The organism is Altererythrobacter sp., from assembly GCF_050299635.1.
Classification (GTDB): domain Bacteria; phylum Pseudomonadota; class Alphaproteobacteria; order Sphingomonadales; family Sphingomonadaceae; genus Erythrobacter.
The window spans coordinates 28,278-50,201 of the sequence record NZ_JBNKWF010000023.1; the positions used below are offsets into that span (position 1 = coordinate 28,278).

Below are 21,924 nucleotides of genomic sequence, written 5' to 3' on the forward strand. Positions count from 1 at the left end.
TGCGGACAAAGCCGATCACATATGGATCGGTTTGCCCAGCACTCCCATTGCCGCTTCCTTGATCGCTTCCGAGTGAGTCGGGTGCGCGTGGCAGGTATAGGCGATATCCTCTGACGTTGCGCCGAACTCCATCGCCTGCGCGGCCTGCGCGATCATCGTACCTGCGACCGAAGCGATGCACCAAACACCCAACACGCGGTCGGTTTCGGCATCGGCGATCACTTTCACGAAACCGTCAGGCTCGTGATTGGTTTTGGCGCGGCTGTTGGCCATCATCGGGAACTTGCCCACCTTGACCGCACCGCGTTCCTTCGCGGCTTCCTCGGTCAGGCCGACACCCGCGATTTCGGGCCAGGTATAGACTACGCCGGGGATGACATCGTGATTCACGATGCCGGTTTGCCCGGCGATCCATTCGGCCACAGCGATGCCTTCGTCTTCCGCCTTGTGCGCGAGCATGGGGCCGGGGACGACGTCACCGATGGCGCGCACGCCCTCGACGCTGGTGCGAAACTCGTGATCGACTTCGATCTGGCCGCGCTGGTTGGTTTCCAGCCCGATATTCTCAAGCCTCAGACCTTCGGTGTTGGGGCGCCGCCCGATCGAAACCAGCACGCAATCGGCATCCAGCGTTTCGCTATCACCGCCGGCAGCGGGCTCGAGCGTCAGCGTGGCCTTCTTGCCCTTGACCGTGCAGCCGGTGACCTTGGTCGAAAGCTTCAGCTCCATGCCCTGCTTCTTGAAGATCTTGGCCGCTTCCTTGCGCACATCCATATCCATGCCGGGCAGCAACTGGTCGAGGAATTCCACCACGGTCACTTCCGCGCCGAGACGCCGCCAGACCGAGCCGAGCTCAAGCCCGATCACGCCGCCGCCAATCACGACCAGTTTCTTCGGCACTTTGGGCAGTTCGAGCGCGCCGGTGGAATCGACCACCACATGCTTCGAATTGTCGATCTCGACGCCGGGAAGCGGCGTGACCGAGGAACCGGTGGCGATGACCACTTCCTTCGCCGTCTTGGTCTCGCCATTCACCTCAACGGTGTGTGCGTCCTTGAACTTGGCATAGCCCTTGAGCCAATCGACCTTGTTCTTCTTGAACAGGAACTCGATGCCCTTTGTCAGCCCGCCGACCGCGTCGATCCGCTGCGCGTGCATTGTGTCGAGATTGAGCTTGGGCTTCACTTCCACGCCCATGGATTCCATCGCACCACCCGCTGCCGCCTCGAAATATTCCGAAGCGTGGAGCATGGCCTTGGACGGGATACAGCCGACGTTGAGGCAGGTGCCGCCCAGCGTTTCGCGGCCTTCCGCGCAAGCGGTCTTGAGGCCCAGTTGCGCCGCACGGATCGCGGCAACATAGCCGCCAGGTCCGGCACCAATGACAAGCAGGTCGTAGTCGTATTCAGCCATTTTCAAATCCTCAGAGGTCGATCAGCATCCGCGTGGGATCTTCGATCGCTTCCTTCATGATCTTGAGCGCGGTCACTGCCTCGCGGCCATCGATCAGCCGGTGGTCATAGCTGAGCGCGATATACATCATCGGGCGGATGACGACTTCGCCGTTCAGTGCAATGGGGCGATCTTCGATCCGGTGCAGGCCCAGCACGGCGCTCTGCGGCGGGTTGATGATCGGGGTCGACATCAGCGAACCGAACACGCCGCCATTGGAGATGGTGAAGGTGCCGCCCTTCATGTCGTCCATCGTCAGCGTACCTTCGCGTGCACGCGTGCCGAAATCCGCGATATCCTTTTCAATCTGCGCAAAACCCTTTTTGTCGCAGTCGCGGATCACCGGGACGACGAGGCCATTGGGCGCGCTGACCGCAACCGAAATATCGACATAGTCGTGATAGACGATCTCATCGCCTTCGATATAGGCGTTGACCGCGGGCACATCCTTCAGCGCAAGGCAGGCTGCCTTGGCGAAGAAGCCCATGAAGCCGAGCTTGATGTCGTGCTTCTTGGCGAACATGTCCTTGTATTTGGTGCGCGCCTCGATCACCGCCGACATGTCGACATCGTTGAAGGTGGTGAGCAGCGCGGCCTCTTCCTGCGCGCCCTTGAGCCGCTTGGCGATGGTCTGGCGCATCCGCGTCATCTTCACGCGCTCGACATTGCGACCGGCAGCAGCGGGAGCGGCGGCGGGTGCGGGGGCAGCGGCTGCAGCGGGAGCCGGGCTGGCTTCCTTGGCCTTGGCGGCCGCAACCACGTCTTCCTTGGTCAGGCGGCCGTCCTTGCCGGTGCCCTTGATCGTGGTCGGATCGACGCCGTGTTCCAGCACCGCGCGGCGCACTGCCGGCGACATGGTGACTGACGCGTCGCCCGAAGCCGCTTCCTCGGACGCAGCAGGCGCAGGGGCCTCTTCCTTTGCCGCAGCCGGTTTCGCGGCGCCCGCCGAAGCACCAGCCTCGACCGTGGCGATCACCGCGCCGACTTCGACCGTATCGCCCACGGCGACCTTGTGTTCCGCCAGCACGCCGGCAACGGGGGAGGGCACATCGACTGCGACCTTGTCCGTTTCGAGGCTGGCGATCGGCTCATCCACCGCCACGGCCTCGCCAGGCTGCTTCAACCATTCGCCGACGGTCGCTTCGGTAACCGATTCGCCCAGTGTGGGTACTTTGACTTCTTGTGCCATGTTCTAGCTATCCCAGCTCAATCAGGATTTTGTCTTGCGTTGCGAAGGGCGTCGCGAGCCCTTCTTGCCAGGCTTCACGCCTTCGTCACCGGCCAGCCCCAGCGCGACCTTGACCAGCAGTTCCTGCTGTTCCTGGTGACGGATGGCGAGGCCGGTTGCAGGTGAGGCTGACGCGTCACGCCCGGCATAGGTCGGACGCATGCCTTGCTTGCCCGCCGCTTCGGCCGACATTTCGATCAGGCGGTCAACGAAGAACCAAGCACCGTTGTTGCGCGGCTCTTCCTGGCACCAGACGATCTCTTCGAGATTGGTCATGCGTTTGAGCCGGGCGGCAAGCGGTTCGCCGGGGAAGGGGTAGAGCTGTTCGATCCGCACGATCGAGACATCGTTCAGCTTTTCCTCGTCGCGCTTCTGCATCAGGTCATAGGCGACCTTGCCCGAACACAGGACCAGGCGGCGGACCTTCTTGTCCGGAATCTCCGTCATGTCCGATTTGATGCGCATGAAGTGCTGCTCACCCAGGAACTCGCTCGCCTCGCTCTTGGCCAGCGGATGGCGCAGCAGGCTCTTGGGCGTCATGATGATGAGTGGCTTGCGGAACGGGCGCAACATCTGGCGGCGCAGAACGTGGAAGTAGTTCGCCGGAGTGGTGATGTTGCAGACTTGGATATTGTCGTTCGCACAAAGCTGAAGGAAGCGCTCAAGCCGGGCGGAAGAGTGCTCTGGCCCCTGGCCTTCGTAGCCATGCGGTAATAGCAGGACCAACCCGTTTGCGCGCAGCCATTTGGCTTCGCCTGCGGCAATATACTGGTCGATCATGATCTGCGCGCCGTTGGCGAAATCGCCGAATTGCGCTTCCCACAGAACCAGCGTCTTGGGATCGGCCATTGCAAAGCCATATTCGAAGCCGAGCACGCCATATTCGGATAGCGGGCTGTCATAGACCTCGAACTTGCCATGCGGGAGCTGGCACAGCGGAATGTATTTCTCTTCCGTGTTCTGATCGATCCAGACGGCATGGCGCTGGCTGAAGGTGCCGCGACCGGAATCCTGGCCGGACAGGCGCACGCCGAAGCCTTCGGTCACCAGGCTGCCGAAGGCGAGTGCCTCTGCCGTGGCCCAGTCGAAACCTTCGCCGCTTTCGAACATTGCCTCCTTGGCCTTGATCACGCGGCCCAGCGTCTTGTGGATCTGGATATCCTCGGGAACGGTGGTGAGCGTGCGGCCCAGGCTGTCGAACAGCTTGCGTTCGATAGCGGTGTGAATGTTGCGGCGCGCGGTTTCAGGGTCGGCCGGCTTGTTGAGGCCGGCCCAGCGACCGCCAAACCAGTCAGCCTCATTGGCCTTGTAGCTTGGGGCGGCGTCGAATTCTTCCTGCAGCAGCTTGTCGAACTCGTCGCGCAATTGCGGGGCGGTACCGGCTTCGATCACGCCCTGCGCAATCAGCTTGTCGGCATAGAGCTCGCTAACGCGCGGATGCTTGCGGATCGCGCTGTACATCAGCGGCTGGGTAAAGCTTGGTTCGTCGCCTTCGTTATGGCCGAAGCGGCGATAGCACCACATGTCGATCACGATATCGCGCTTGAACTTCTGGCGGTATTCGACTGCCAGCTTGCAAGCGAAGGTCACTGCCTCCGGATCGTCACCATTGACGTGCAGGATTGGTGCCTGAACGCCCTTCGCCACGTCGGACGGGTAGGGCGAGGAACGCGCGAATTTCGGGCTGGTGGTGAAGCCGATCTGATTGTTGATGACGAAGTGGAGGCAGCCGCCGGTGTTGTAGCCGTTGACGCCCGAGAAACCGAGGCATTCCCACACGATCCCCTGGCCAGCAAAGGCCGCATCGCCGTGAATCAGCACGGGCAGGACCTGTTCGTGCGAAGCAAGATCCTCGCGGATTGCCTGCTGCGCACGGACCTTGCCCAGAACTACCGGGTCGACTGTTTCGAGGTGCGAGGGGTTGGGCACAAGCGACATATGCACGCTGATCCCGTCAAACTCGCGATCGGTGCTGGTGCCGAGGTGGTATTTCACATCGCCCGATCCGCCGACATCTTCGGGATTGGCGCTGCCGCCCGAGAACTCGTGGAAGATGACCTTGTAGGGCTTGGCCATCACATTCGCGAGCACGTTGAGCCTGCCGCGGTGCGCCATGCCATAAACGATTTCGCGAACGCCGTCAGCGCCGCCATATTTGATCACCGCTTCGAGAGCCGGGATCATGGATTCGCCGCCATCGAGGCCAAAGCGCTTGGTCCCGACGTATTTCTTGCCGAGGAACTTCTCGTATTCCTCGCCGCGGATCACGGCAGCCAGGATCGCCTTCTTGCCTTCGGGCGTGAACTGGATCGTGTCTTCCGGGCTTTCGAACTTGTCCTGCAGGAAGCGCCGTTCCTCAGTGTCCGAAATATGCATGTATTCGAGGCCGACATGGCCGCAATAAGTCGCCTTCAGCGCGCTGTGGAGTTCGCCAACCTTGACCCAGTCAAAGCCGAAGGCGCCGCCGACATAGACTTCCTTGTCTTCCTGACCGCCAAAGCCGTGCCATTCGAGCGTGAGGTCTTCCGGTTCGTCGCGATGCGAGAGGCCGAGCGGGTCGAGATCGGCAGCCAGATGGCCGCGTACGCGGTATAGCCGGATCAGCAACATCGCGCGGACCGATTCCTCGGCCGCTTGCTCGATGGCCTTGGCATCGAGCGGTTTGCTGGCCTTCCTGGCCGCTTCCTTGATTGCCAGCTTCATCGCCGTGGGGTCGAGCGCCTGTGTCAGGTCGCTCTCCGAATCGGGCGATGTCAGTGGCCAGCGCGGATTGCCCCAGGACGGGCCCGGCTGAGGGTCGTCAGGGTAAAAGTCGAGATTCTCATTGCCCATCGTCAGGTTACCTCTTGGCAAACCAATGGCCGAATGCGCACGGCGCTCCCGGGGAGGAGATGCGCCGTGCCACTGGTCAGGCGAGTTCCTTCAGCATCGCATCCAGAGTGGTGCCCAGTTCGCTGGGCGAGGGCGACACGCGGATGCCCGCAGCCTCCATCGCAGCGATCTTGTCTTCCGCGCCGCCCTGGCCGCCCGAAACGATCGCACCGGCATGGCCCATGCGGCGCCCCGGAGGCGCCGTCCGGCCCGCGATGAAGCCGACCATCGGTTTCTTGCGGCCCTTGGCTGCTTCCTGCTTGATGAACTCGGCCGCTTCCTCTTCCGCGCTGCCGCCGATCTCGCCGATCATGATGATCGACTTGGTCTCGTCATCGGAAAGGAACATGTCGAGCACGTCGATGAAATTGGTGCCGTTGACCGGATCGCCGCCGATACCGACCGCAGTGGTCTGACCCAGGCCTACCATGGTGGTCTGGTGCACGGCTTCATAGGTCAGCGTGCCCGAACGCGAGACAACGCCGACGCTGCCCTTCTTGAAGATCGAACCCGGCATGATGCCGATCTTGCATTCTTCGGGCGTCAGAACGCCGGGGCAGTTGGGGCCGATCAGGCGCGATTTCGATCCCGTCAGCGCAGCCTTGGCGCGGACCATGTCGAGCACCGGAATGCCCTCGGTGATGCAGACGATCAGTTCCATCTCCGCATCGATCGCTTCGCAGATCGCGTCGGCGGCGAAGGGCGGCGGAACATAGATGCAGGTCGCGGTCGCGCCGGTCGCTGCCTTGGCCTCGGCAACGGTATCGAAATTGGGCAGGCCGATATGCGTCGTGCCGCCTTTGCCCGGCGTGACGCCCGCAACCATCTGCGTGCCGTAATCCAGCGCCTGCTGCGTGTGGAAAGTGCCGGTATCACCCGTCATGCCCTGGGTGATGACCTTGGTATTCTTGTCTACGAGGATGGACATCCGTGTCTCTCCTGATTGATCCGTCTTGTTGGGTGCTCAGGCGAGCGAGCTATCGATCGCTTTGCAGGCTTCGAGCAGTTCCTTGACCGCATCGACGCTGACCTGGAAGCCGGCCTTGGCGGTTTCGTCGAGTTCGATCTCGACCACGCGCTCCACGCCATTGGCGCCGATCACGATCGGCACGCCGACATAGAGACCGTCGACGCCATACTGGCCGGTCAGATGCGCGGCGCAGGGCAGCACGCGCTTCTTGTCCTTGAGATAGGCTTCGGCCATCTGGATCGCGCTGGTTGCCGGCGCGTAATAGGCCGAGCCATTGCCGAGCAGGGCAACGATCTCGCCGCCGCCAGAGCGGGTACGCTGGACGATCGCGTCCATCTTTTCCTGCGTCGACCAGCCCATCTTGATGAGATCGGGCACAGGGATGCCAGCGACGGTCGAATATTCGAGGATCGGAACCATGGTGTCGCCGTGGCCGCCGAGCACGAATGCCGTGACATCTTCCATCGACACGTCGAACTCTTCAGCCAGGAAGTGGCGGAAACGCGCGCTGTCGAGCACGCCTGCCATGCCGACCACCTTGTTGTGCGGCAGGCCGGAGAATTCGCGCAGCGCCCAGACCATCGCGTCGAGCGGATTGGTGATGCAGATCACGAATGCGTCGGGGCAGTTTTCCTTGATGCCTTCGCCAACCGCCTTCATCACCTTGAGGTTGATGCCGAGCAGGTCGTCGCGGCTCATGCCGGGCTTGCGAGGAACACCGGCGGTGACGATCACTACGTCTGCGCCGGCAATATCCTTGTAATCGCTGGTGCCCTTGAGCTGGGCGTCATAGCCTTCGACGGGACCGGCCTGCGAGAGGTCCAGTGCCTTGCCAGCTGGCATGCCTTCGGCAATGTCGAACAGGACGACATCGCCCATTTCCTTCATTGCTGCGAGGTGCGCGAGCGTTCCGCCGATCATTCCGGCGCCGACGAGCGCTATCTTCTTACGGGCCATCTTCCGGTCTTGTCCTTCCCTTGGGGCTTGGGACGCATGAACCCTGACCGGAATCGAAGTGCTTTCCCTTACGTCCCGCGAGGGCTGGCACCCGGCCATTCATCGCGGCCCTAGGCCCGGGTGTTTGGGATTGCAACCGGCAATTGTACTAATTGATGAACTATTTTTGCAAACAATTCGCAATAGCAATAATGTGTGCAAGAAATTCGATTACTGCCCTGGCCGACTTGCAAGAATAGCACGCTTCGATCGCAATGCACCTACTGAAAGATCGTTGCGCAATGGCCAGTGTGAGCGGTTGAGGGGCCGCGGGCCTGCGCGCTCAGGCGATCCTGCGTTGCTGCTCCAGCGTCGCGCGCTCCTGCGCCAACAGCATGGCGGCCAGATAGTCCGGGACCGCGCGACTGAAGTAATAGCCCTGGCCGAGATTACAGCCGGCTTCGCGTACGGCCTGGACCTGCTCGATCGTCTCGAGACCTTCGGCGACGATGTCCATGCCAAGGCGAGAACCCATTTCGGCCACGGCGCGGATGATGGCGTCACTCTTCTGGCCGACATTCGGGCCCGAAACAAAGCTGCGGTCCACCTTGATCTTCTTGAACGGGAAGGTGTTGATATAGGCCAGCGAGGAATAGCCGGTGCCGAAATCGTCGAGAGCGAAACGGACGCCTTCGTTCGAAAGATCCTCAATGAAGCTGGCCGTTGCGTGGTTGTCTTCGACGAACAGGCTTTCGGTCACTTCCAGTTCGAGCCGCGAGGGGTCGAGGTTCGCGTCGCGCAACGCGCTGAGGATTCCCAGTGCGGCGCCAGGCGCCTTGATCTGCAGCGGAGAGAGGTTGACTGCGATGGTCACGTCTTCGGGCCACTTGGCGCAGGCGCGGGCAGCCTGTGCGGTAATCCAGTTGCCGAGGGTGACGATCACGCCCGATTCCTCTGCCACCGGGATGAACTCGTCCGGCCGCAATTCGCCCTTTTCCGGATGGAACCAGCGCACCAGCGCTTCGAAGGTGCGAATCTTGCCGGTTTGCAGATCGACGATCGGCTGGAAGAAGATCGACAGTTCGTCGCGCTGGATGGCGGCGCGAAGTTCGCCTTCGATTTCGCGGCGCCGCACGAGGTCGCGCGTCATCGATTGATCGAAGAACCTGGTCTGGCTGCGCCCGCCGATCTTGGCGTGATAGAGCGCCTGATCGGCATTCTGTATCAGGGCATCAGCGTCGGTTCCGTCTTCGGGCAGCAGAGCAACGCCCAGCGAAGCGCGCACTTCCAGCCGGTCACCTTCGATCCGGATCGGTCGCATGATCTCGGCATGGATCTCGCTGGCGATCTTTTCGCTATGCTTGCGGTCGACGATCGGGCAGCAGACTATGAACTCGTCTCCGCCAAAGCGGGCGATGGTCGATCCTTCGGGCGTGACTTCGCGCAATCGGCGGGAAACTTCGATCAGCACGCGGTCGCCAACCGGATGGCCCAGCAGGTCGTTGACTTCCTTGAAGCGGTCGAGATCGATCCAGATCACCGCAATGCGCGTATCCTCATTGACCGCAGCCATAGTCTCCACCATCGCGTGATTCAGGCCGGCACGATTGGCGAGGCCGGTGACAACGTCGGTTCGCGCGAGCCGCTGCATCTTTTCTGCCAGTTCCGCGCTCGTTTCGGCGGCGCTGATCGAATCCCGCAGCACCTTGAAGACGTTGAAGGTGATCGACATCATCGCCGGGAACAGCAGCAGCATGGTGAAGAACAGCGCAATGAAGGGCAGCGTTCCGATCCAGAGCGATGCCGCCATGATCGGCAGGCATGTAAGGAACAACTGCCCCATTGCGATTTGCGGGCGGCCCGCATTGCGCGCGCAGATTCCGACGCCGTAACAGGCGGCATTGGTGACCATCAGCACTTCAATGGCTACGCCAGCCTGGGTTAGCAATGTGAGCGCGGCAATCAGGCCGAGTACAAACGCATAGCTGAACGCGCCAACCTCGTAGATCACCTCAAGCGTGCGGGTGCTGGTCTTGCCTTCATCCGGGGAGAGACGGATTGCAGCGGCCAGGCGGGCGATCGCAATCACCGTCAGGATGACACAGCCACCATAGAGCACATTGAGGTTGGCGGCCCATGCGGCGATGAAAGTGGAGGCAATGCCGTTGATCGCCCCGATCGCAAGACTTGCGGGTTGGGTGTATAGCGTGCGGACAAGCGTATGCTTCACACGCTCGGACAGTTTGTCCGTGCGCGTGTGATGCGCGTACAGGTCGCGCAGTCTGGTCAAGTGCTTGTCTCCCGCCATGACCAATCGGGCATAACGCAAAGACGTCACTGGCAAGTTAACGCCTTGCTTACCAGAATTACGAAGACAAATATTGCTTTGCGGGCAAATGCTTGGAGGCTACCGAACTCAACCGCGCCGGGGACGGGTGTCGCGCTCGACAGAGGCCGCAAGCCTGCGGTCGAGTGTGCGGCAGACGCCGAGCCACCAGTCATAGCTCTCGCGATCGCCGGCAAAGAATGCCGCTTCGGCCTTCTCGCGTGCCGCCCGCGCTGCACCCAGGCCATGCTCCGCGAAGTGACGCAGCGCCGCGTTGAGCATCAGATCGGACGTTCCATGCTCGCCATTGTCATTGGCTGCGCGGGCGACGGCGCGTTTGCCCATTGCTCGTGCAAGGGGGGAACAAGCTGCCGAGATGGAGGCGGCCGGTAGGGTGAGCATCAAGCGAGTCCTTGCAGATTTTCAGCGACGGGGAAGGCGATATATCCGCCGCTCGCTAAGGCTTGGTTCCATGACAGGGTTTCGCAGTCGTTAACCAGGGCCGGGCTCGCTGCATGCGTTAGCCGGGCGGTGCCTATTGCTTGCCTGTGACCTGGTCGTCGAGCCACCGGCCTGCGCTGGCATATTCGGCTTTCACCTGTCCCGCTCCGCCATATCCGCTGTTGACCTGCGAAACTGGTTTGGCCGGTGTGGCGAGGGAGGGGGCGGGGGTTCCGGTAATTGCGCTGGAAGCTGGCATTGGGCCCGAGCGGGTGGGGGCGACGCTCTCGCTTGCAACCGGCACCTGGGCAGTGCGCAAGGTCAGAGACGCAGTGGCGATCTCATGCCCGCTGTAGCGAGTGGTAAAGGCTGAGGGATGGCCACTTGCTCCGCGCGATCGATAGAAGCGGTGCGCACCGATAGTCCCGACCAGGTCGAGCGTCTTCGCCCAATAGGGATTGACCCAGTTGGTGTGGTAATGCGTCGCCAGGCCAATCGGCTCATAAACGTCGCCGGCGAGAGCGTGGGCGGCAACCATCATTGCGCGGTCCCATCCCTTGCGGCTGGGCTTGCGCGTCAGGGAACCATCGCAGGTAAAGGTGAACTGGCAGCCGGTGCTGCGCTGAGATCCTTGGTACACCACGCCGCATACGCTGGAGGGCCAGGCCCGGTTCGCCACGCGGTTGAGCACAACCTGCGCCACCGCGCGCTGTCCCGCTTCGCTTTCGCTTGCCGCTTCATAATAGACCGCCTGCGCCAGGCATTGCAGCGCGCGGGCGCGGTCGAGCCCGGTTCCCGCCGACGCGAATGATCTTGCAACGGGTCCCGCGTCAAGAACCATGCCCAGGTGCCCGGTTTCTGGCTGCGTCTCGTTCGGGTCAAGCGATGGCAGAGCGACGGGAGCCTGCGGTGCATCTTCCAGATAGTAGAACGCCGATCCGGGAAAGCTCATCCCGGCGGATTCGAAGGGCATCGTCTCCTGTTGCATGGCGAGTTGGAGGGGATCGGAATCCGCTGCTCCAATTCCATCGAACGTCCATTCGGCGGGAGCGGCAAATGCCGGAACGCCTATCGCCGCCGCAAGCACGATGAAGCGCCGGCCGAGATGGCCCGGTTTGTCATTCCGGTGGCGCAGAGCGCGAAGGAGGCGTGTCAAATGTTCAGTCATGAAATGCTTGGCGAAATCCGCGCTCAGGGCGCGTAGAATAAGGGGCCACCAATGGCGAGCATGGCCTCGCGCGCGTCCCGAAAGAGAACACTGCATTTCAGGAGGTTAATGTGCTGAGGCCGGTCGCCCCAAGGCCTTGCAGGCTGCGCAAGCCGCATCTATCGCGGCAGCGCGGGGAGCAATAGGCAGAATGAGCTTTCACAACAGACGAAACTGGGCGGTTGCGGTGTCGAGCATGTTTGCGGCCACGCTTGCCGCCTGTTCCGCGCCATCGGCACCACTGCGCGACGGCGATGGGCCCGGCATCGTCAGCCTCAATCCCTGCACCGATGCAATCCTGGTGGAAGTCGCCGATCCTGGACAGATCCTGGCGATTTCGCATTTTAGCCGTGATCCCGCGTCCAGTTCGATTGATCCGGCGACCGCGCGCCGGTTCAAGGCCACCTCAGGCACCGTGGAAGAGGTTGTTGCACTCAATCCCGATCTCGTGCTGGCGGGGGCCTTCCTGCCGCCTGCGACAACGGCAGCGCTTACCGATCTGGGTTTCCGTACGGAAACCTTCGGCATCGCGGGCGAAGTCGAGCAGAGTTTTGCGCAGGTCCGGCGCATCGCTGCGCTTGCAGGCCATCCTGACCGCGGCGAAGCGCTGATCGGGCGGATCGAGCGAGCTTTGGTAGATAGTGTGCCTCGGCCGGATGCAACGCCGATCGGTACTGTTCTGTGGCAACCGGGAGAGATCGTGCCCGGAGAACAGACGATGATTGGCACGTTGATGCGCCATGCCGGATTCTCCAGCCATTCTGCAGCGCTCGGCCTGGGGCAGGCGGATTACCTTTCGCTCGAGCAAGTGCTTGCCAATCCTCCCGATCTTCTGCTGGTTGCGGGGAACAGTCGCGGGCAGCAGCATCCCGCGCTAGCCAAACTCCACTACACACGCATCGAGCCGCTCGACCCGGCGCTGCTCTATTGCGGTGGGCCAACCATTGCGCGTGCGCTCGACAGGCTGGTCGAGATCAGGGATGAGGCGGAATGAATCGCGCTTCGCTAATCTTCGGCGCATTGCTGCTGCTTGCACTGCCGCTCTCGCTGCTGGCCGGGCGGGTGTGGATCGATCCTGCGTCGACGCCCAATGCCGCGCTGATCCTGATGGAACTGCGCTTGCCGCGCGCCATTCTGGCGGTCGTGATCGGGGCAGGGCTGGGCGCTTCGGGCGCGGCGATGCAGGGCTATCTGCGTAATCCGCTGGCCGATCCGGGCCTGTTCGGAATCGCGCCGATGGCTGCGCTGGGCGCAGTGGCGAGCCTGTGGTTCGGTTATTCGGCGAGCGCCTGGCTGCTGCCTCTGTTTGCGCTGGCGGGGGCCGGGCTGGGCATGGCGATGCTGGCGCTGATCGCGGGCCGTTCGGGCGGAATTGCACTGTTCACGCTCGCAGGCCTGATGATCGCCAGCCTCGCCGGCGCGCTTACGGCGCTTGCCATCACCTTTAGCCCCAGCGCTTTCGCGATGAGCGAGATCGTGATGTGGCTCAATGGCGCGCTGACCGACCGCAGCTGGCGCGAAGTAACGCTGGCCACGCCTCTCGTCGCGCTAGGAATACTCCTGCTCGCATTTGCCGCGAGGCCGCTTGACGCGCTAACGCTGGGAAGTGACGCCGCGCGCTCGCTTGGCGTTCGGAGCGACCGGCTGCTGTGGCTGCTGGTCGTGGGGATCGGGCTTTGCGTCGGGGCAGGCGTGGCGGTGGCGGGAATCATCGGCTTTGTCGGCCTTATCGTGCCGCATCTCGTCCGCCCCCTGACCGACCGGCTGCCCTCCAGCCTGATCCTGCCGAGCGCACTGGCTGGCGGCTTGCTGGTGCTGGTGGCGGACAGCGTGGTGCGGATACTGCCGTTCGTGACCGAATTGCGGCTGGGCATCGCGCTCAGCCTGATTGGCGCGCCTTTCTTCCTCTGGTTGCTGCTCAGAATGCGGAGGGGGCGGATATGACGCTGGCCTGCGACAGTCTGGGGTTGGAGCGCGGCGGCGCGCAGGTTCTCGAAGCGGTTTCAGCCAGCTTCGCGCCAGGACAGATCACTGCGATTTGCGGGCCGAATGGTGCGGGCAAGTCGAGCCTGCTGATGGCCTTGGCGGGACTGCTAATGGCGGAAAGCGGGGCAGTTACGCTTGCCGATGCTTCGCTGGCGTCGATCCATCCTCAGGATCGCGCGCGCCGGATCGGCTATCTCCCGCAAGAGGCGGTGGTTGCCTGGGACGTGGCGGTCGAAAATGTGGTTCGGCTTGGTCGGATGCCCTGGCGCGACCGCGGGGTAGAGGCGGTGGAGCGGGCCATTGCCACGCTCGATTTGCAGGATTTGCGCCATCGCCCGGTGTCGCATCTTTCGGGCGGTGAAAAGGCGCGCGCGCTGCTGGCCCGCGTTCTGGCGGGTGAGCCCGAGTGGATTCTGGCCGACGAACCGCTCGCAGCGCTCGACCTGGGGCACCAGCTTGCATTGATGCGCAACCTGCATGATGCCGCCGCGCAAGGGGCGGGCGTGGTGCTGGTCCTTCACGATCTGGCAATGGCGATGAACCATGCCGACCGTGTGCTTGTTCTCGATCAGGGGCGGGCGGTTGCGGACGGCGCACCCGAACAGGCGCTTTCGCCCGAAGTGATCGCGCAGGTCTGGGGTGTGACCGGCAAGTGGTTGGGGCAGCCCGGTGCGAGGGCGCTGGTTACAAGCTAGGTGGTTGCCACCCGGCAAGCTGCAGGCTCCAAACAGAAAGGGCGACCCGCTTCGGGCCGCCCTCCGGTGTGGCAATGCACTCTTGCGCTTACTTCTCTTCGACAAGTCCGCGCGATTGCAGCATCGGCGTGACATCGGGTTCGCGCCCGGCGAAATTGCGGAACATCTCGAAGTAGTCCATCGTGCCGCCGCGGCTGATCACTTCCTTGCGGTAGTGATCGCCATTGGCGCGCGTGAGCCCGCCATTGTCGAGGAACCACTTGCGGCTGTCCTTGTCGAGCATCTCGGTCCACAGATAGCTGTAGTAGCCGGCCGAATAGCCCGCGGGCGAAGAGAAGATGTGGTTGAAATAGCTGCTGCGATAGCGCGGCGGCACCAGGTCGATTTCCAGCCCCAGCTCCTTGAGCGCCTTGACCTCGAAACCGTCGACCTTCTCGGGCGCATCGATAGCTGCCGCCTGTTCGGGCGAGAGCGCGTGCCACTTCATGTCGAGCAGTGCAGCTTCGACCACTTCGCCGAAGTCGTAACCCTGGTTGAACTTCTGCGTCGCCTGGATCTTCTTCACCATCTCCAACGGCAGCGTTTCGCCGGTCTGGTAATGCTGGGCATAATGCTGCAGCACCTCGGGATAGGTTGCCCACATCTCGTTGACCTGGCTAGGATATTCCACGAAATCGCGCGCCGTCGCCGTGCCCGAGAGGCTGGTGTATTTCTGGTCGGCGAAGAAGCCGTGCAGCGCGTGGCCGAACTCGTGGAACATCGTTTCCACATTGTCGAAATCGACCAGTTGCACCTCGCCCTCGGGCGCCTTCGGGATGTTGAGCACGTTGTAGATCACCGGCTTGGTGCCCCACAGATAGCTCTGGTCCACGAAGTTGCTCATCCATGCACCGCCGCGTTTCGAGGGGCGCTGGTAAGGATCGAAATAGAACAGGCCGAGCTCGGAACCGTCATTGTCATAGACGGTGTAGGTCGACACGTCCGGGTGATAGACGGGGATATCGGTGCGGCGCTTGAAGGTCAGGCCGTAAAGCTTGTTGGCGGCATAGAAAACACCGTCTTCCAGCACCTTGTCGATCTGGAAATAGGGCTTCACCACGCTTTCGTCGAAAGCGTATTTCTCGGCCTTGATCTTCTCGGCGTAATAGTTCCAGTCCCACGGCTTTACCTCGAAATTCTTGCCGTCGGCAGCGATCCGCTCGTTCAACTCCGCAGCTTCGCGGCGCTGGGTGGCAGCGAGGGCGGGAACCATCTGTTCCATGAAGTCGATCGCGGTCTTGGGGTTCTTCGCCATGCGGTCATACATGGTGTAGCTGGCCCAGTCGGAATCGCCGAAAAGCGCGGCCTTGTCCGCCCGCAATTTCACGATCTTGGCCAGCAGCAGGCGCGTGTCGTTGGCGTCATTTGCATCGGCGCGGTGATAGCTGCGCCAATAAAGCAGCTCGCGCGTCATGCGATCGTCGAGGCTGGGGTTGAGCGGGTGCCGCGTAGTGTTCTGGAGGGCGATCGCGAATTTGCCTTCCTGCCCCTTTTCAGCGGCAAGTTTGGCTGCGGATTCGATGTCAGCCTCGGAAAGTCCGGCAAGATCATCGGCGCTTTCCACGATCAGCGCATTGTCGACCGTCGCCTGGCGGACCTTCTGGCTGAACTCGGTGGTCAGCGTCGACAGCTGGGAATTGATCGCCTTGACCTGTTCGCGCTGCGTATCGGTGAGCTTCGCACCGGCGTGGACCATGTTCTTGTAGGTCTCTTCCAGCAGCCTGGCGTCTTCGCGCGTCATGCTCATCGCAGCGCGGTTGTCATAGACTGCCTTCACGCGGGCGAAGAGCGCGGGGTTGAGCGAGATGCCGTCGAAATGCGCGGAGAGCTTCGGCCCCATTTCGGTGTCGATCTCATCGAGCCGGTCGGTCGTGTTGGCGCCGGTCAGCGCGTAGAAAACATAGGACACACGGCCGAGCATCCGCCCCGATTTTTCGAGCGCGACGATCGTGTTGTCGAATGTCGGCGGCGCGGGATTATTGACGATCGCGGCGACTTCGGCCTGCTGGATTGCCATGCCCTGCTCGAAAGCGGGAATGTAGTCATCCTCGCTGATCCTGGTGAAATCCGGCGCATGGAAGGGCAGCGTGCTGTCCTTGGCGAAATAGCCGGTGCCTTCGGGGATAGCCGGGCTGTAATCGGCGGCATCTTGAGCGGCAGCAATCGGGTCCATATCGGCTCCGTTGGTGGTGGCGCAGCCGGCAAGCAGGGCTGCACCGAAAATGTGAATGGCGGTCGTGGCCAGGATTTGGGCCTTCATGACGTCTCCAGATTAGTGCTGGAGCCAGGCGCAAGACTGCGCCGGGCATGGAAAAGAAAACGGCACTGGAATCCAGCGCCTAGCTGTCCGACCTTGAACAGGAGATTGATTGCAATTGCAACCGGTCATGCGGCGTTGGTCGATCGAGAAGGGGTCATCGTCGAAATGGAGGGAGGCCGGGAAGGCTCCGCGAGCGCATTGTGATGCGCAAGCGGAACCCAGCGATTCACCTGCTGCGCGAGGCGCAGGATCGAATCCATTCGGTCATATAGCGCTTGCAAGTTCTCGCTTCGATTGAGCCAATTGGTGCGACCCGGAGGACTCAGCGGGAAGATGCGAACGAAGAGGCCCCAGCCATGGCGCAATTTTACAAGTGGGGGGACTTAAGTTTTCCTGTAGCCCCAGCGTTTTCTGGCAATACTTCAGGTATGCTTTAGGTATTATGGGGATTTCGGGCGCGCATCCGGCATCGGATATTATCACTGAAGGTCAATAATTTAGCGACATCTTCTCACTCGTGATCACGCCGGCCCTTCGTGCCTGCGGAGGTTAGAGTCCAAGATCGCCTCTCAGGCAAGAATCCCGATAACGCTACCAGGAGAACACTGTTGAAACGGGGGAGCGGCGGGCACAAATAGCACCCGCCGCATCCGATTCACCAGATCCTGACGCGATCTTCAGGAGCGATATACATGGCGTCGTCGGGGCTGATCCCGAAGGCTTCGTACCAGGCATCGACATTGCGCAGCGGCGCGATCGTGCGATAGCGCGCCGGGCTGTGCGGATCGGTCGTGACCAGGTTGCGCAGGGCATCCTCGCGCGCCTTCGACCGCCACACCTGAGCATAAGCGAGGAAGAAGCGCTGATCGCCGGTCAGCCCGTCAATCACCGGGGCTTCCTTGCCGCCCAGCGACTTGTGGTAAGCGTCATAGGCAACCAGCACCCCGGCCAGGTCGGCGATGTTTTCGCCCATGGTCAGGTCCGGCTTGATGAAGGCGCCGGGCACCACTTCGAATGCGGCATATTGTTCGCCGAACTTCTTGGCTTCTGCCTTGAAGCGTTCGTTGTCTTCAGGCGTCCACCAGTCCTTGATCGCGCCATTGGCGTCGATCTTGCGGCCCTGATCGTCGAAACCGTGGCTGATTTCGTGGCCGATCACCACGCCGATCGCGCCATAATTCACCGCCGGATCGGCCCAGGCATCGAAGAAGGGCGGCTGCAGGATTCCGGCCGGGAACACCATCTTGTTTTCCAGCCCGCCATTATAGGCGTTCACCGTTTGCGGGTTCATCGCCCATTTGCTGCGATCGACCGGCTTGCCAAGGTCGCTCATCGTATAGTCGGCATTGAACCTGGTGGCTGCGACCATGTTGCCATAGAGGTCATCGGGCGACATTGGCAGCTGCGAATAGTCGCGGAACTCCTTGGGATAGCCGACCATGACTTCCATCTTGTCGAGCTTCTCGAGCGCCGCGGTCTTGGTATCCTCGCTCATCCATTCATTGCCGCGAATCCGGTCAGCCATGGCGAGCTTCAGGTTCTTGACCAGCTCGTCCATGCGGACCTTGGCCACTTCGGGGAAGTATTCCTGGACGTAGCTTTCGCCCACCAGCTCGCCCAGCTGCCCGTCGATCAGGTCAACCGCGCGTTTCCAGCGCGGGCGGATTTCGCTGACGCCGGACAGGGTGCTGGTGAACTTGAAGCGACTATCGATCATCTTCTTGGTGAGATAGGGCGAGGCCTGGTGCGTAACGCGGGCCTTTTGCCACAGCTTCAGCGTTTCCAGATCGGTTGAAGCGTAGAGCGCAGCAATCGCCCTGATCGCGGTATTGTCAGTCACGATGATCCGGTCTTGCGGCGGAATATTGTTGCCTGCGAAGAACGCGCCCCAATCGACACCGGGGGCATAGTTTGCCAGTTCCGCGCCGGACATCGGGTTGTTGATCATGGCGATATCGCGTGTCTGCTCAACGTCCCAGTTCAGTTCGGCGACATAGGTCTCGAAGGTCATCACGCGGCTTGCGGCCTCGCGTGGGTTCGGCACGCCGATCACCTTGAAGGTCCTGGTCAGGTAGTCGATATAGGCGCCGCGCTGTGCGGCGAACTTCTCGTTGAAGTAATAGTCCTTTTCCGGGAGGCCGAGGCCTGAGGAAAACAGCCAGAGCGAATTCATGGCCGGGTCGTCCGGATCGGCATAGGGCGTGGCGCCGAACAGCGATCCGCCGAACTTGTCGTATGTCGAGCCCATGAAGCGCGCGAACTCAACCTTGTCGGAAATCGCATCGACTGCCGTGAGATCGCGCTTGAGCGGCGCGAGGCCGATCTTCTCGATCGTCTTTTCGTCCATGAAGGATTGGTACAGGGCGCCATATTGCGTGCCCGCAGGTGCCTCGGTGATGAGGCCATTGACCTGTGCCGTCACATCCTCGCGCAGATTGTTGAACGAACCGACCGAAGCCCGGTCGGCCGGGATTTCGGTCTTGTCTAGCCATGTGCCGGAGGCATAGCGCTCGAAATCGTCGCCCGGATTGGCCGAGAGATCGCGAGCGCTGAGGTCGATTCCGAACTCGCCGATTGAAGCGTGTCCGGTGACGACGATATTCTCGGCGCTGACGCCTTCTGGAAGGGTCTCTTCCTCGGCAAATGCAGGCGCAGCCGTGGCAACCGCCAGAGCAAGCGCCGAAGCCACCGCGGAGCCGGCAATCGAATGTTTGAAATGCATGGTATTCCCCTGATTCTATGCTGAGCCGCGCTTAGCCCGCATAGATCTATCTCGGCAGCGCCGCTCTGCGAACTGCAAAGGCGCATCGGCGGGCTTCATGGCTGGCGAATTGGCTGGTGATCTCGGGCCTTATACTTTGGGTCGATTTGATCTGGATCATGAGACACGGGCTCCGCGAAAGGCTAGCCGACGGGAGCCGGAGTTCGCGGATGCAGCATTTGCCGATCAGGCAGACCTCGCATCCGTGGATTGAAACACCCGGCGAAAAATGGAGGTAACTCATGAATCCCATCGTCCGCCTGGCGCTTGCCGGTGCTCTCGCCCTTGGTGCGGCTCCCGCTGCCCTTGCTGGTCCGCATGCCAGCGCCGCGGAAGCGAAAGCCATGCTCGAACGGGCCGTGGCCGAAATCAAATCGGTTGGTGCGGAGAAGGCGCTGGCCGAATTCAACCAGCCCGACGGGCGGTTCAACACCGGCGAGCTCTATGTTTTCGCGTTCGACACCTGTGGTAGATATGAAGCCTATGGCCCGCATCCGGACCTGGTTGGCTCCGATGTGCTCGATCTGACCGATGCCGAAGGCAAGCCGATCGTGCGCGACATGATCGAGATCGCCAAGACCACCGGCCACGGCAAGATCAGCTATGTCTGGCTCAACCGGGCGGACAACCGGGTCGAACGCAAGATGTCGCTGATCGAACTGGTTGACGATCACGTGATCGGCGTCGGCTATTATCACTGAGGCTTACCGGGCGAGGGGGCGGCGGTTGTAGCGACCGCCGCTCCGCTCGGCCTCAACCTGCTGGCCGGTGCCCGTCGTAGGGGCGCCGCCGGAGTTGAAACTGACGCATTTTCAATGGCAGCATCAATTAAGTGCACTGTCACCGTAATTGTAAGCGTTGCTTGGTGAGGGCGGCGACTAGACGCAATCGGTACCGGCGCATTTACAAGCGAGGAGATTGCCGCCTGCAATGCCACCCCGTGCGCGTTCGGCGTACTCAGGAGTTTTTTGATAATTTTCCTTGAACAAGGAGAAAAATAAACAAAAAAAGCCAGACAAGGGAGTATATATAACCCAACCGTGAATATGAGAATTCTTCGAAAACTATCATAAGAGTATATATTAACGAAAATGATACAAATGCAATCCTATTTATTTTATCGGACGACATAGAAAACAAAACAAGTATTGAGAGTGGAAATAGGAAATTCTTTACGAGTTTCAGGAGGCTGGTATCTTGGAATTTTGGGTCGATGAATATTGAAAATAGCTGAAAGATTCCTGCTAATACAAAGGTGCAAATAAGGAAGCGACCTAGATCTTTATTCACTGTGCCCTCCCATTACAATTTGTTGGCGGCACTTTGCCATCCCAGTTCAACCCGCTCCAGCTAGCGACAAATGCTCCACCTAGCACTCCACCTCCAACCTCGACTTTGCCCAAACTTCTATAGTTTGACGTATCGCCGGGGTTCGACATCGTATCGTTAGCCTCTATCGAAGCATTACCGGTGCCATACCCTCCATCAAATCCAACAGTCCAAAATGAAATGGTGATATTCTCAGCTGAGACTATTTCTGAATGAACAGTACCCGAAATGCTAAAGCGACCGACACCTAATCCAGTTGCTATCGATCCATCTAACGCCCCGCCCTTTCCTGAAAGACTGTAGCTTTCACCCGTGTCAATATTTGTAAGTGTGCCGCGCAATGCTGCCACACCGCTGCCCACACCCGCAGCATCGAAGTTGGCACTAATGTTATAATTGCCAGCATAGCACGGTCCACTTTGCGGCAGATATCATCTGGCTTTCTCAAAACCCTTCGCCAGAAATTTGGACAAGGTCAGACAGGCGAAAATGGCAATCGCTCCAATCAGCATATATACGATTCCGTAAAACTCACGATCATCGTACTTTAACGCAAAAAGACTTCCAAATGTTTGGGCAAAAGAGGGGCTAATATCCCACGAGTTTCTGATCTCATAAAATGCAAGGCATACAAGAGACAGCAATAGTATGATTATGCCCGTGGTAATGATTGCCAAATTGAGAAACTTGATCGCAGTTTGCATGTTACGGAACACCCTTCAACATCCAAGGCGGGCGGTGGCGAGATTATAGTTCGTCGTGTCATAGACGGCCGCATATGCGCCCACACCAACACCTGGACGCACACCAACCGCACCAGTGCCCCCTGTGGTATTCGCACCTTCGCCACCAGAATATGAAAAGACGCTGCTGGCAGAAGGTCCTCGGCCAAGCCCGCCACCAAAACCCCTACTGCTGTTCGTGCTGAACCCAGAAGCGGGCGCAGGTCCATAACCACCCACCACGTTCGCACCGGCCCCTACATACGCCCCGCTTCCTGACAATTTGCTGTCGCTCAAAGTGAAAGAGGCTTGCAGGCCAGCAAATGGATTGCTCAAATCGAAAGCCGTCGGGATATGGATTTGAATTGATACCCCCAAATCAAACCCGTTCTCACTCTGCAAGAAATTCGAGCCAACCAGCCCAGTTACAGCACCGCCCAGCCCGACCGTTACCACAGGAGCGTCGCAAACATCATTTTGCGGCTCCGGAATTTTTGCCTTTGGTGCGCGACTTGTATCCCACCATCCGACCGTCATTCCGCTGAAGCCGGAGGCGCCGGGACTCATGCCATCGAAGCCTACCCAATCGTCACTGTCACTTGAGCAATAGGAACCAGTCGAATCCACTACACATGCAGTCACTAGACCACTCGGATCCACCCCATTGACGGGATCATTCCTTACATAGGCGTACATGTTCA

General features: G+C 60.7%; 15 protein-coding genes. 4 read left to right on the forward strand and 11 right to left on the reverse strand.

Going from position 1 to position 21,924, the window contains the following annotated elements:
• Positions 1-15: 15 nt before the first annotated feature.
• From lpdA to ACQY6C_RS12080, 8 genes are all read right to left on the reverse strand, one after another.
• Positions 16-1,413, reverse strand: coding sequence for a dihydrolipoyl dehydrogenase (gene lpdA / locus ACQY6C_RS12045; protein ID WP_427969052.1), 1,398 nt, complete (start codon positions 1,411-1,413; stop codon positions 16-18).
• Positions 1,414-1,423: 10 nt separating this feature from the next.
• Positions 1,424-2,641 carry a 2-oxoglutarate dehydrogenase complex dihydrolipoyllysine-residue succinyltransferase gene (odhB, locus tag ACQY6C_RS12050; protein WP_427969054.1) on the reverse strand — a complete coding sequence of 406 codons (1,218 nt, stop codon included), beginning with the start codon at positions 2,639-2,641 and terminating at the stop codon, positions 1,424-1,426.
• Positions 2,642-2,662: 21 nt separating this feature from the next.
• A complete protein-coding gene (locus ACQY6C_RS12055) occupies positions 2,663-5,512 on the reverse strand; it encodes a 2-oxoglutarate dehydrogenase E1 component (RefSeq protein ID WP_427969056.1) in 2,850 nt (949 codons plus the stop codon).
• Between the two features lie 76 nt (positions 5,513-5,588).
• Positions 5,589-6,479, reverse strand: coding sequence for a succinate--CoA ligase subunit alpha (gene sucD / locus ACQY6C_RS12060; RefSeq protein WP_427969057.1), 891 nt, complete (start codon positions 6,477-6,479; stop codon positions 5,589-5,591).
• A 36-nt stretch (positions 6,480-6,515) separates the two neighbouring features.
• Complete coding sequence (gene mdh / locus ACQY6C_RS12065; RefSeq protein ID WP_427969059.1) at positions 6,516-7,478, reverse strand: malate dehydrogenase; 963 nt, start codon at positions 7,476-7,478, stop codon at positions 6,516-6,518.
• Between the two features lie 322 nt (positions 7,479-7,800).
• Positions 7,801-9,765, reverse strand: coding sequence for a putative bifunctional diguanylate cyclase/phosphodiesterase (locus tag ACQY6C_RS12070; RefSeq protein WP_427969061.1), 1,965 nt, complete (start codon positions 9,763-9,765; stop codon positions 7,801-7,803).
• Positions 9,766-9,873: 108 nt separating this feature from the next.
• The gene (locus ACQY6C_RS12075) at positions 9,874-10,128 is read right to left on the reverse strand and encodes a hypothetical protein (protein ID WP_427969063.1); all 255 of its coding nucleotides are present in this window, start codon (positions 10,126-10,128) and stop codon (positions 9,874-9,876) included.
• Between the two features lie 190 nt (positions 10,129-10,318).
• A complete protein-coding gene (locus ACQY6C_RS12080; protein WP_427969065.1) occupies positions 10,319-11,392 on the reverse strand; it encodes a cell wall hydrolase in 1,074 nt (357 codons plus the stop codon).
• A gap of 190 nt (positions 11,393-11,582) precedes the next feature.
• Between ACQY6C_RS12080 and ACQY6C_RS12085 the strand changes: the two genes are divergently transcribed.
• From ACQY6C_RS12085 to ACQY6C_RS12095, 3 genes are read left to right on the forward strand one after another with little or no spacing between them, the layout of a single operon-like run.
• Positions 11,583-12,425: an ABC transporter substrate-binding protein gene (locus ACQY6C_RS12085; protein ID WP_427969067.1), complete on the forward strand. Its 843-nt coding sequence runs from the start codon at positions 11,583-11,585 to the stop codon at positions 12,423-12,425.
• Entirely contained in the window at positions 12,422-13,375 is a 954-nt protein-coding gene (locus tag ACQY6C_RS12090; protein WP_427969069.1) for a FecCD family ABC transporter permease, read from the forward strand. Before ACQY6C_RS12085 ends, ACQY6C_RS12090 begins: the two co-directional genes overlap by 4 nt.
• Entirely contained in the window at positions 13,372-14,112 is a 741-nt protein-coding gene (locus ACQY6C_RS12095) for an ABC transporter ATP-binding protein (RefSeq protein ID WP_427969070.1), read from the forward strand. Before ACQY6C_RS12090 ends, ACQY6C_RS12095 begins: the two co-directional genes overlap by 4 nt.
• 88 nt (positions 14,113-14,200) lie before the next feature.
• Here ACQY6C_RS12095 and ACQY6C_RS12100 read toward each other — a convergent pair whose 3' ends face one another.
• Positions 14,201-16,411 carry a M3 family metallopeptidase gene (locus ACQY6C_RS12100; protein WP_427969072.1) on the reverse strand — a complete coding sequence of 737 codons (2,211 nt, stop codon included), beginning with the start codon at positions 16,409-16,411 and terminating at the stop codon, positions 14,201-14,203.
• 655 nt (positions 16,412-17,066) lie between these two features.
• Entirely contained in the window at positions 17,067-19,133 is a 2,067-nt protein-coding gene (locus ACQY6C_RS12105) for a M13 family metallopeptidase (protein ID WP_427969074.1), read from the reverse strand.
• Between the two features lie 281 nt (positions 19,134-19,414).
• Here ACQY6C_RS12105 and ACQY6C_RS12110 point away from each other — a divergent pair, with 281 nt between their 5' ends.
• The gene (locus ACQY6C_RS12110) at positions 19,415-19,873 is read left to right on the forward strand and encodes a cache domain-containing protein (RefSeq protein ID WP_427969076.1); all 459 of its coding nucleotides are present in this window, start codon (positions 19,415-19,417) and stop codon (positions 19,871-19,873) included.
• A 1,347-nt stretch (positions 19,874-21,220) separates the two neighbouring features.
• On the opposite strand, the gene ACQY6C_RS12115 is transcribed toward ACQY6C_RS12110, so the two are convergent.
• A partial coding sequence (locus ACQY6C_RS12115; protein ID WP_427969078.1) for a hypothetical protein occupies positions 21,221-21,924 on the reverse strand: 704 nt, incomplete at its 5' end.

Coding starts and splice junctions, on each gene's coding strand:
- ACQY6C_RS12100 (WP_427969072.1), bottom strand. CDS start 16,411: ATGAAGGCCCAAATCCTGGCCACGACCGCCATTCACATTTTCGGTGCA.
- sucD (WP_427969057.1), bottom strand. CDS start 6,479: ATGTCCATCCTCGTAGACAAGAATACCAAGGTCATCACCCAGGGCATG.
- ACQY6C_RS12085 (WP_427969067.1), top strand. CDS start 11,583: ATGAGCTTTCACAACAGACGAAACTGGGCGGTTGCGGTGTCGAGCATG.
- ACQY6C_RS12080 (WP_427969065.1), bottom strand. CDS start 11,392: ATGACTGAACATTTGACACGCCTCCTTCGCGCTCTGCGCCACCGGAAT.
- lpdA (WP_427969052.1), bottom strand. CDS start 1,413: ATGGCTGAATACGACTACGACCTGCTTGTCATTGGTGCCGGACCTGGC.
- ACQY6C_RS12090 (WP_427969069.1), top strand. CDS start 12,422: ATGAATCGCGCTTCGCTAATCTTCGGCGCATTGCTGCTGCTTGCACTG.
- ACQY6C_RS12095 (WP_427969070.1), top strand. CDS start 13,372: ATGACGCTGGCCTGCGACAGTCTGGGGTTGGAGCGCGGCGGCGCGCAG.
- ACQY6C_RS12105 (WP_427969074.1), bottom strand. CDS start 19,133: ATGCATTTCAAACATTCGATTGCCGGCTCCGCGGTGGCTTCGGCGCTT.
- ACQY6C_RS12075 (WP_427969063.1), bottom strand. CDS start 10,128: ATGGGCAAACGCGCCGTCGCCCGCGCAGCCAATGACAATGGCGAGCAT.
- ACQY6C_RS12110 (WP_427969076.1), top strand. CDS start 19,415: ATGAATCCCATCGTCCGCCTGGCGCTTGCCGGTGCTCTCGCCCTTGGT.
- ACQY6C_RS12055 (WP_427969056.1), bottom strand. CDS start 5,512: ATGGGCAATGAGAATCTCGACTTTTACCCTGACGACCCTCAGCCGGGC.
- odhB (WP_427969054.1), bottom strand. CDS start 2,641: ATGGCACAAGAAGTCAAAGTACCCACACTGGGCGAATCGGTTACCGAA.
- ACQY6C_RS12070 (WP_427969061.1), bottom strand. CDS start 9,765: ATGGCGGGAGACAAGCACTTGACCAGACTGCGCGACCTGTACGCGCAT.
- mdh (WP_427969059.1), bottom strand. CDS start 7,478: ATGGCCCGTAAGAAGATAGCGCTCGTCGGCGCCGGAATGATCGGCGGA.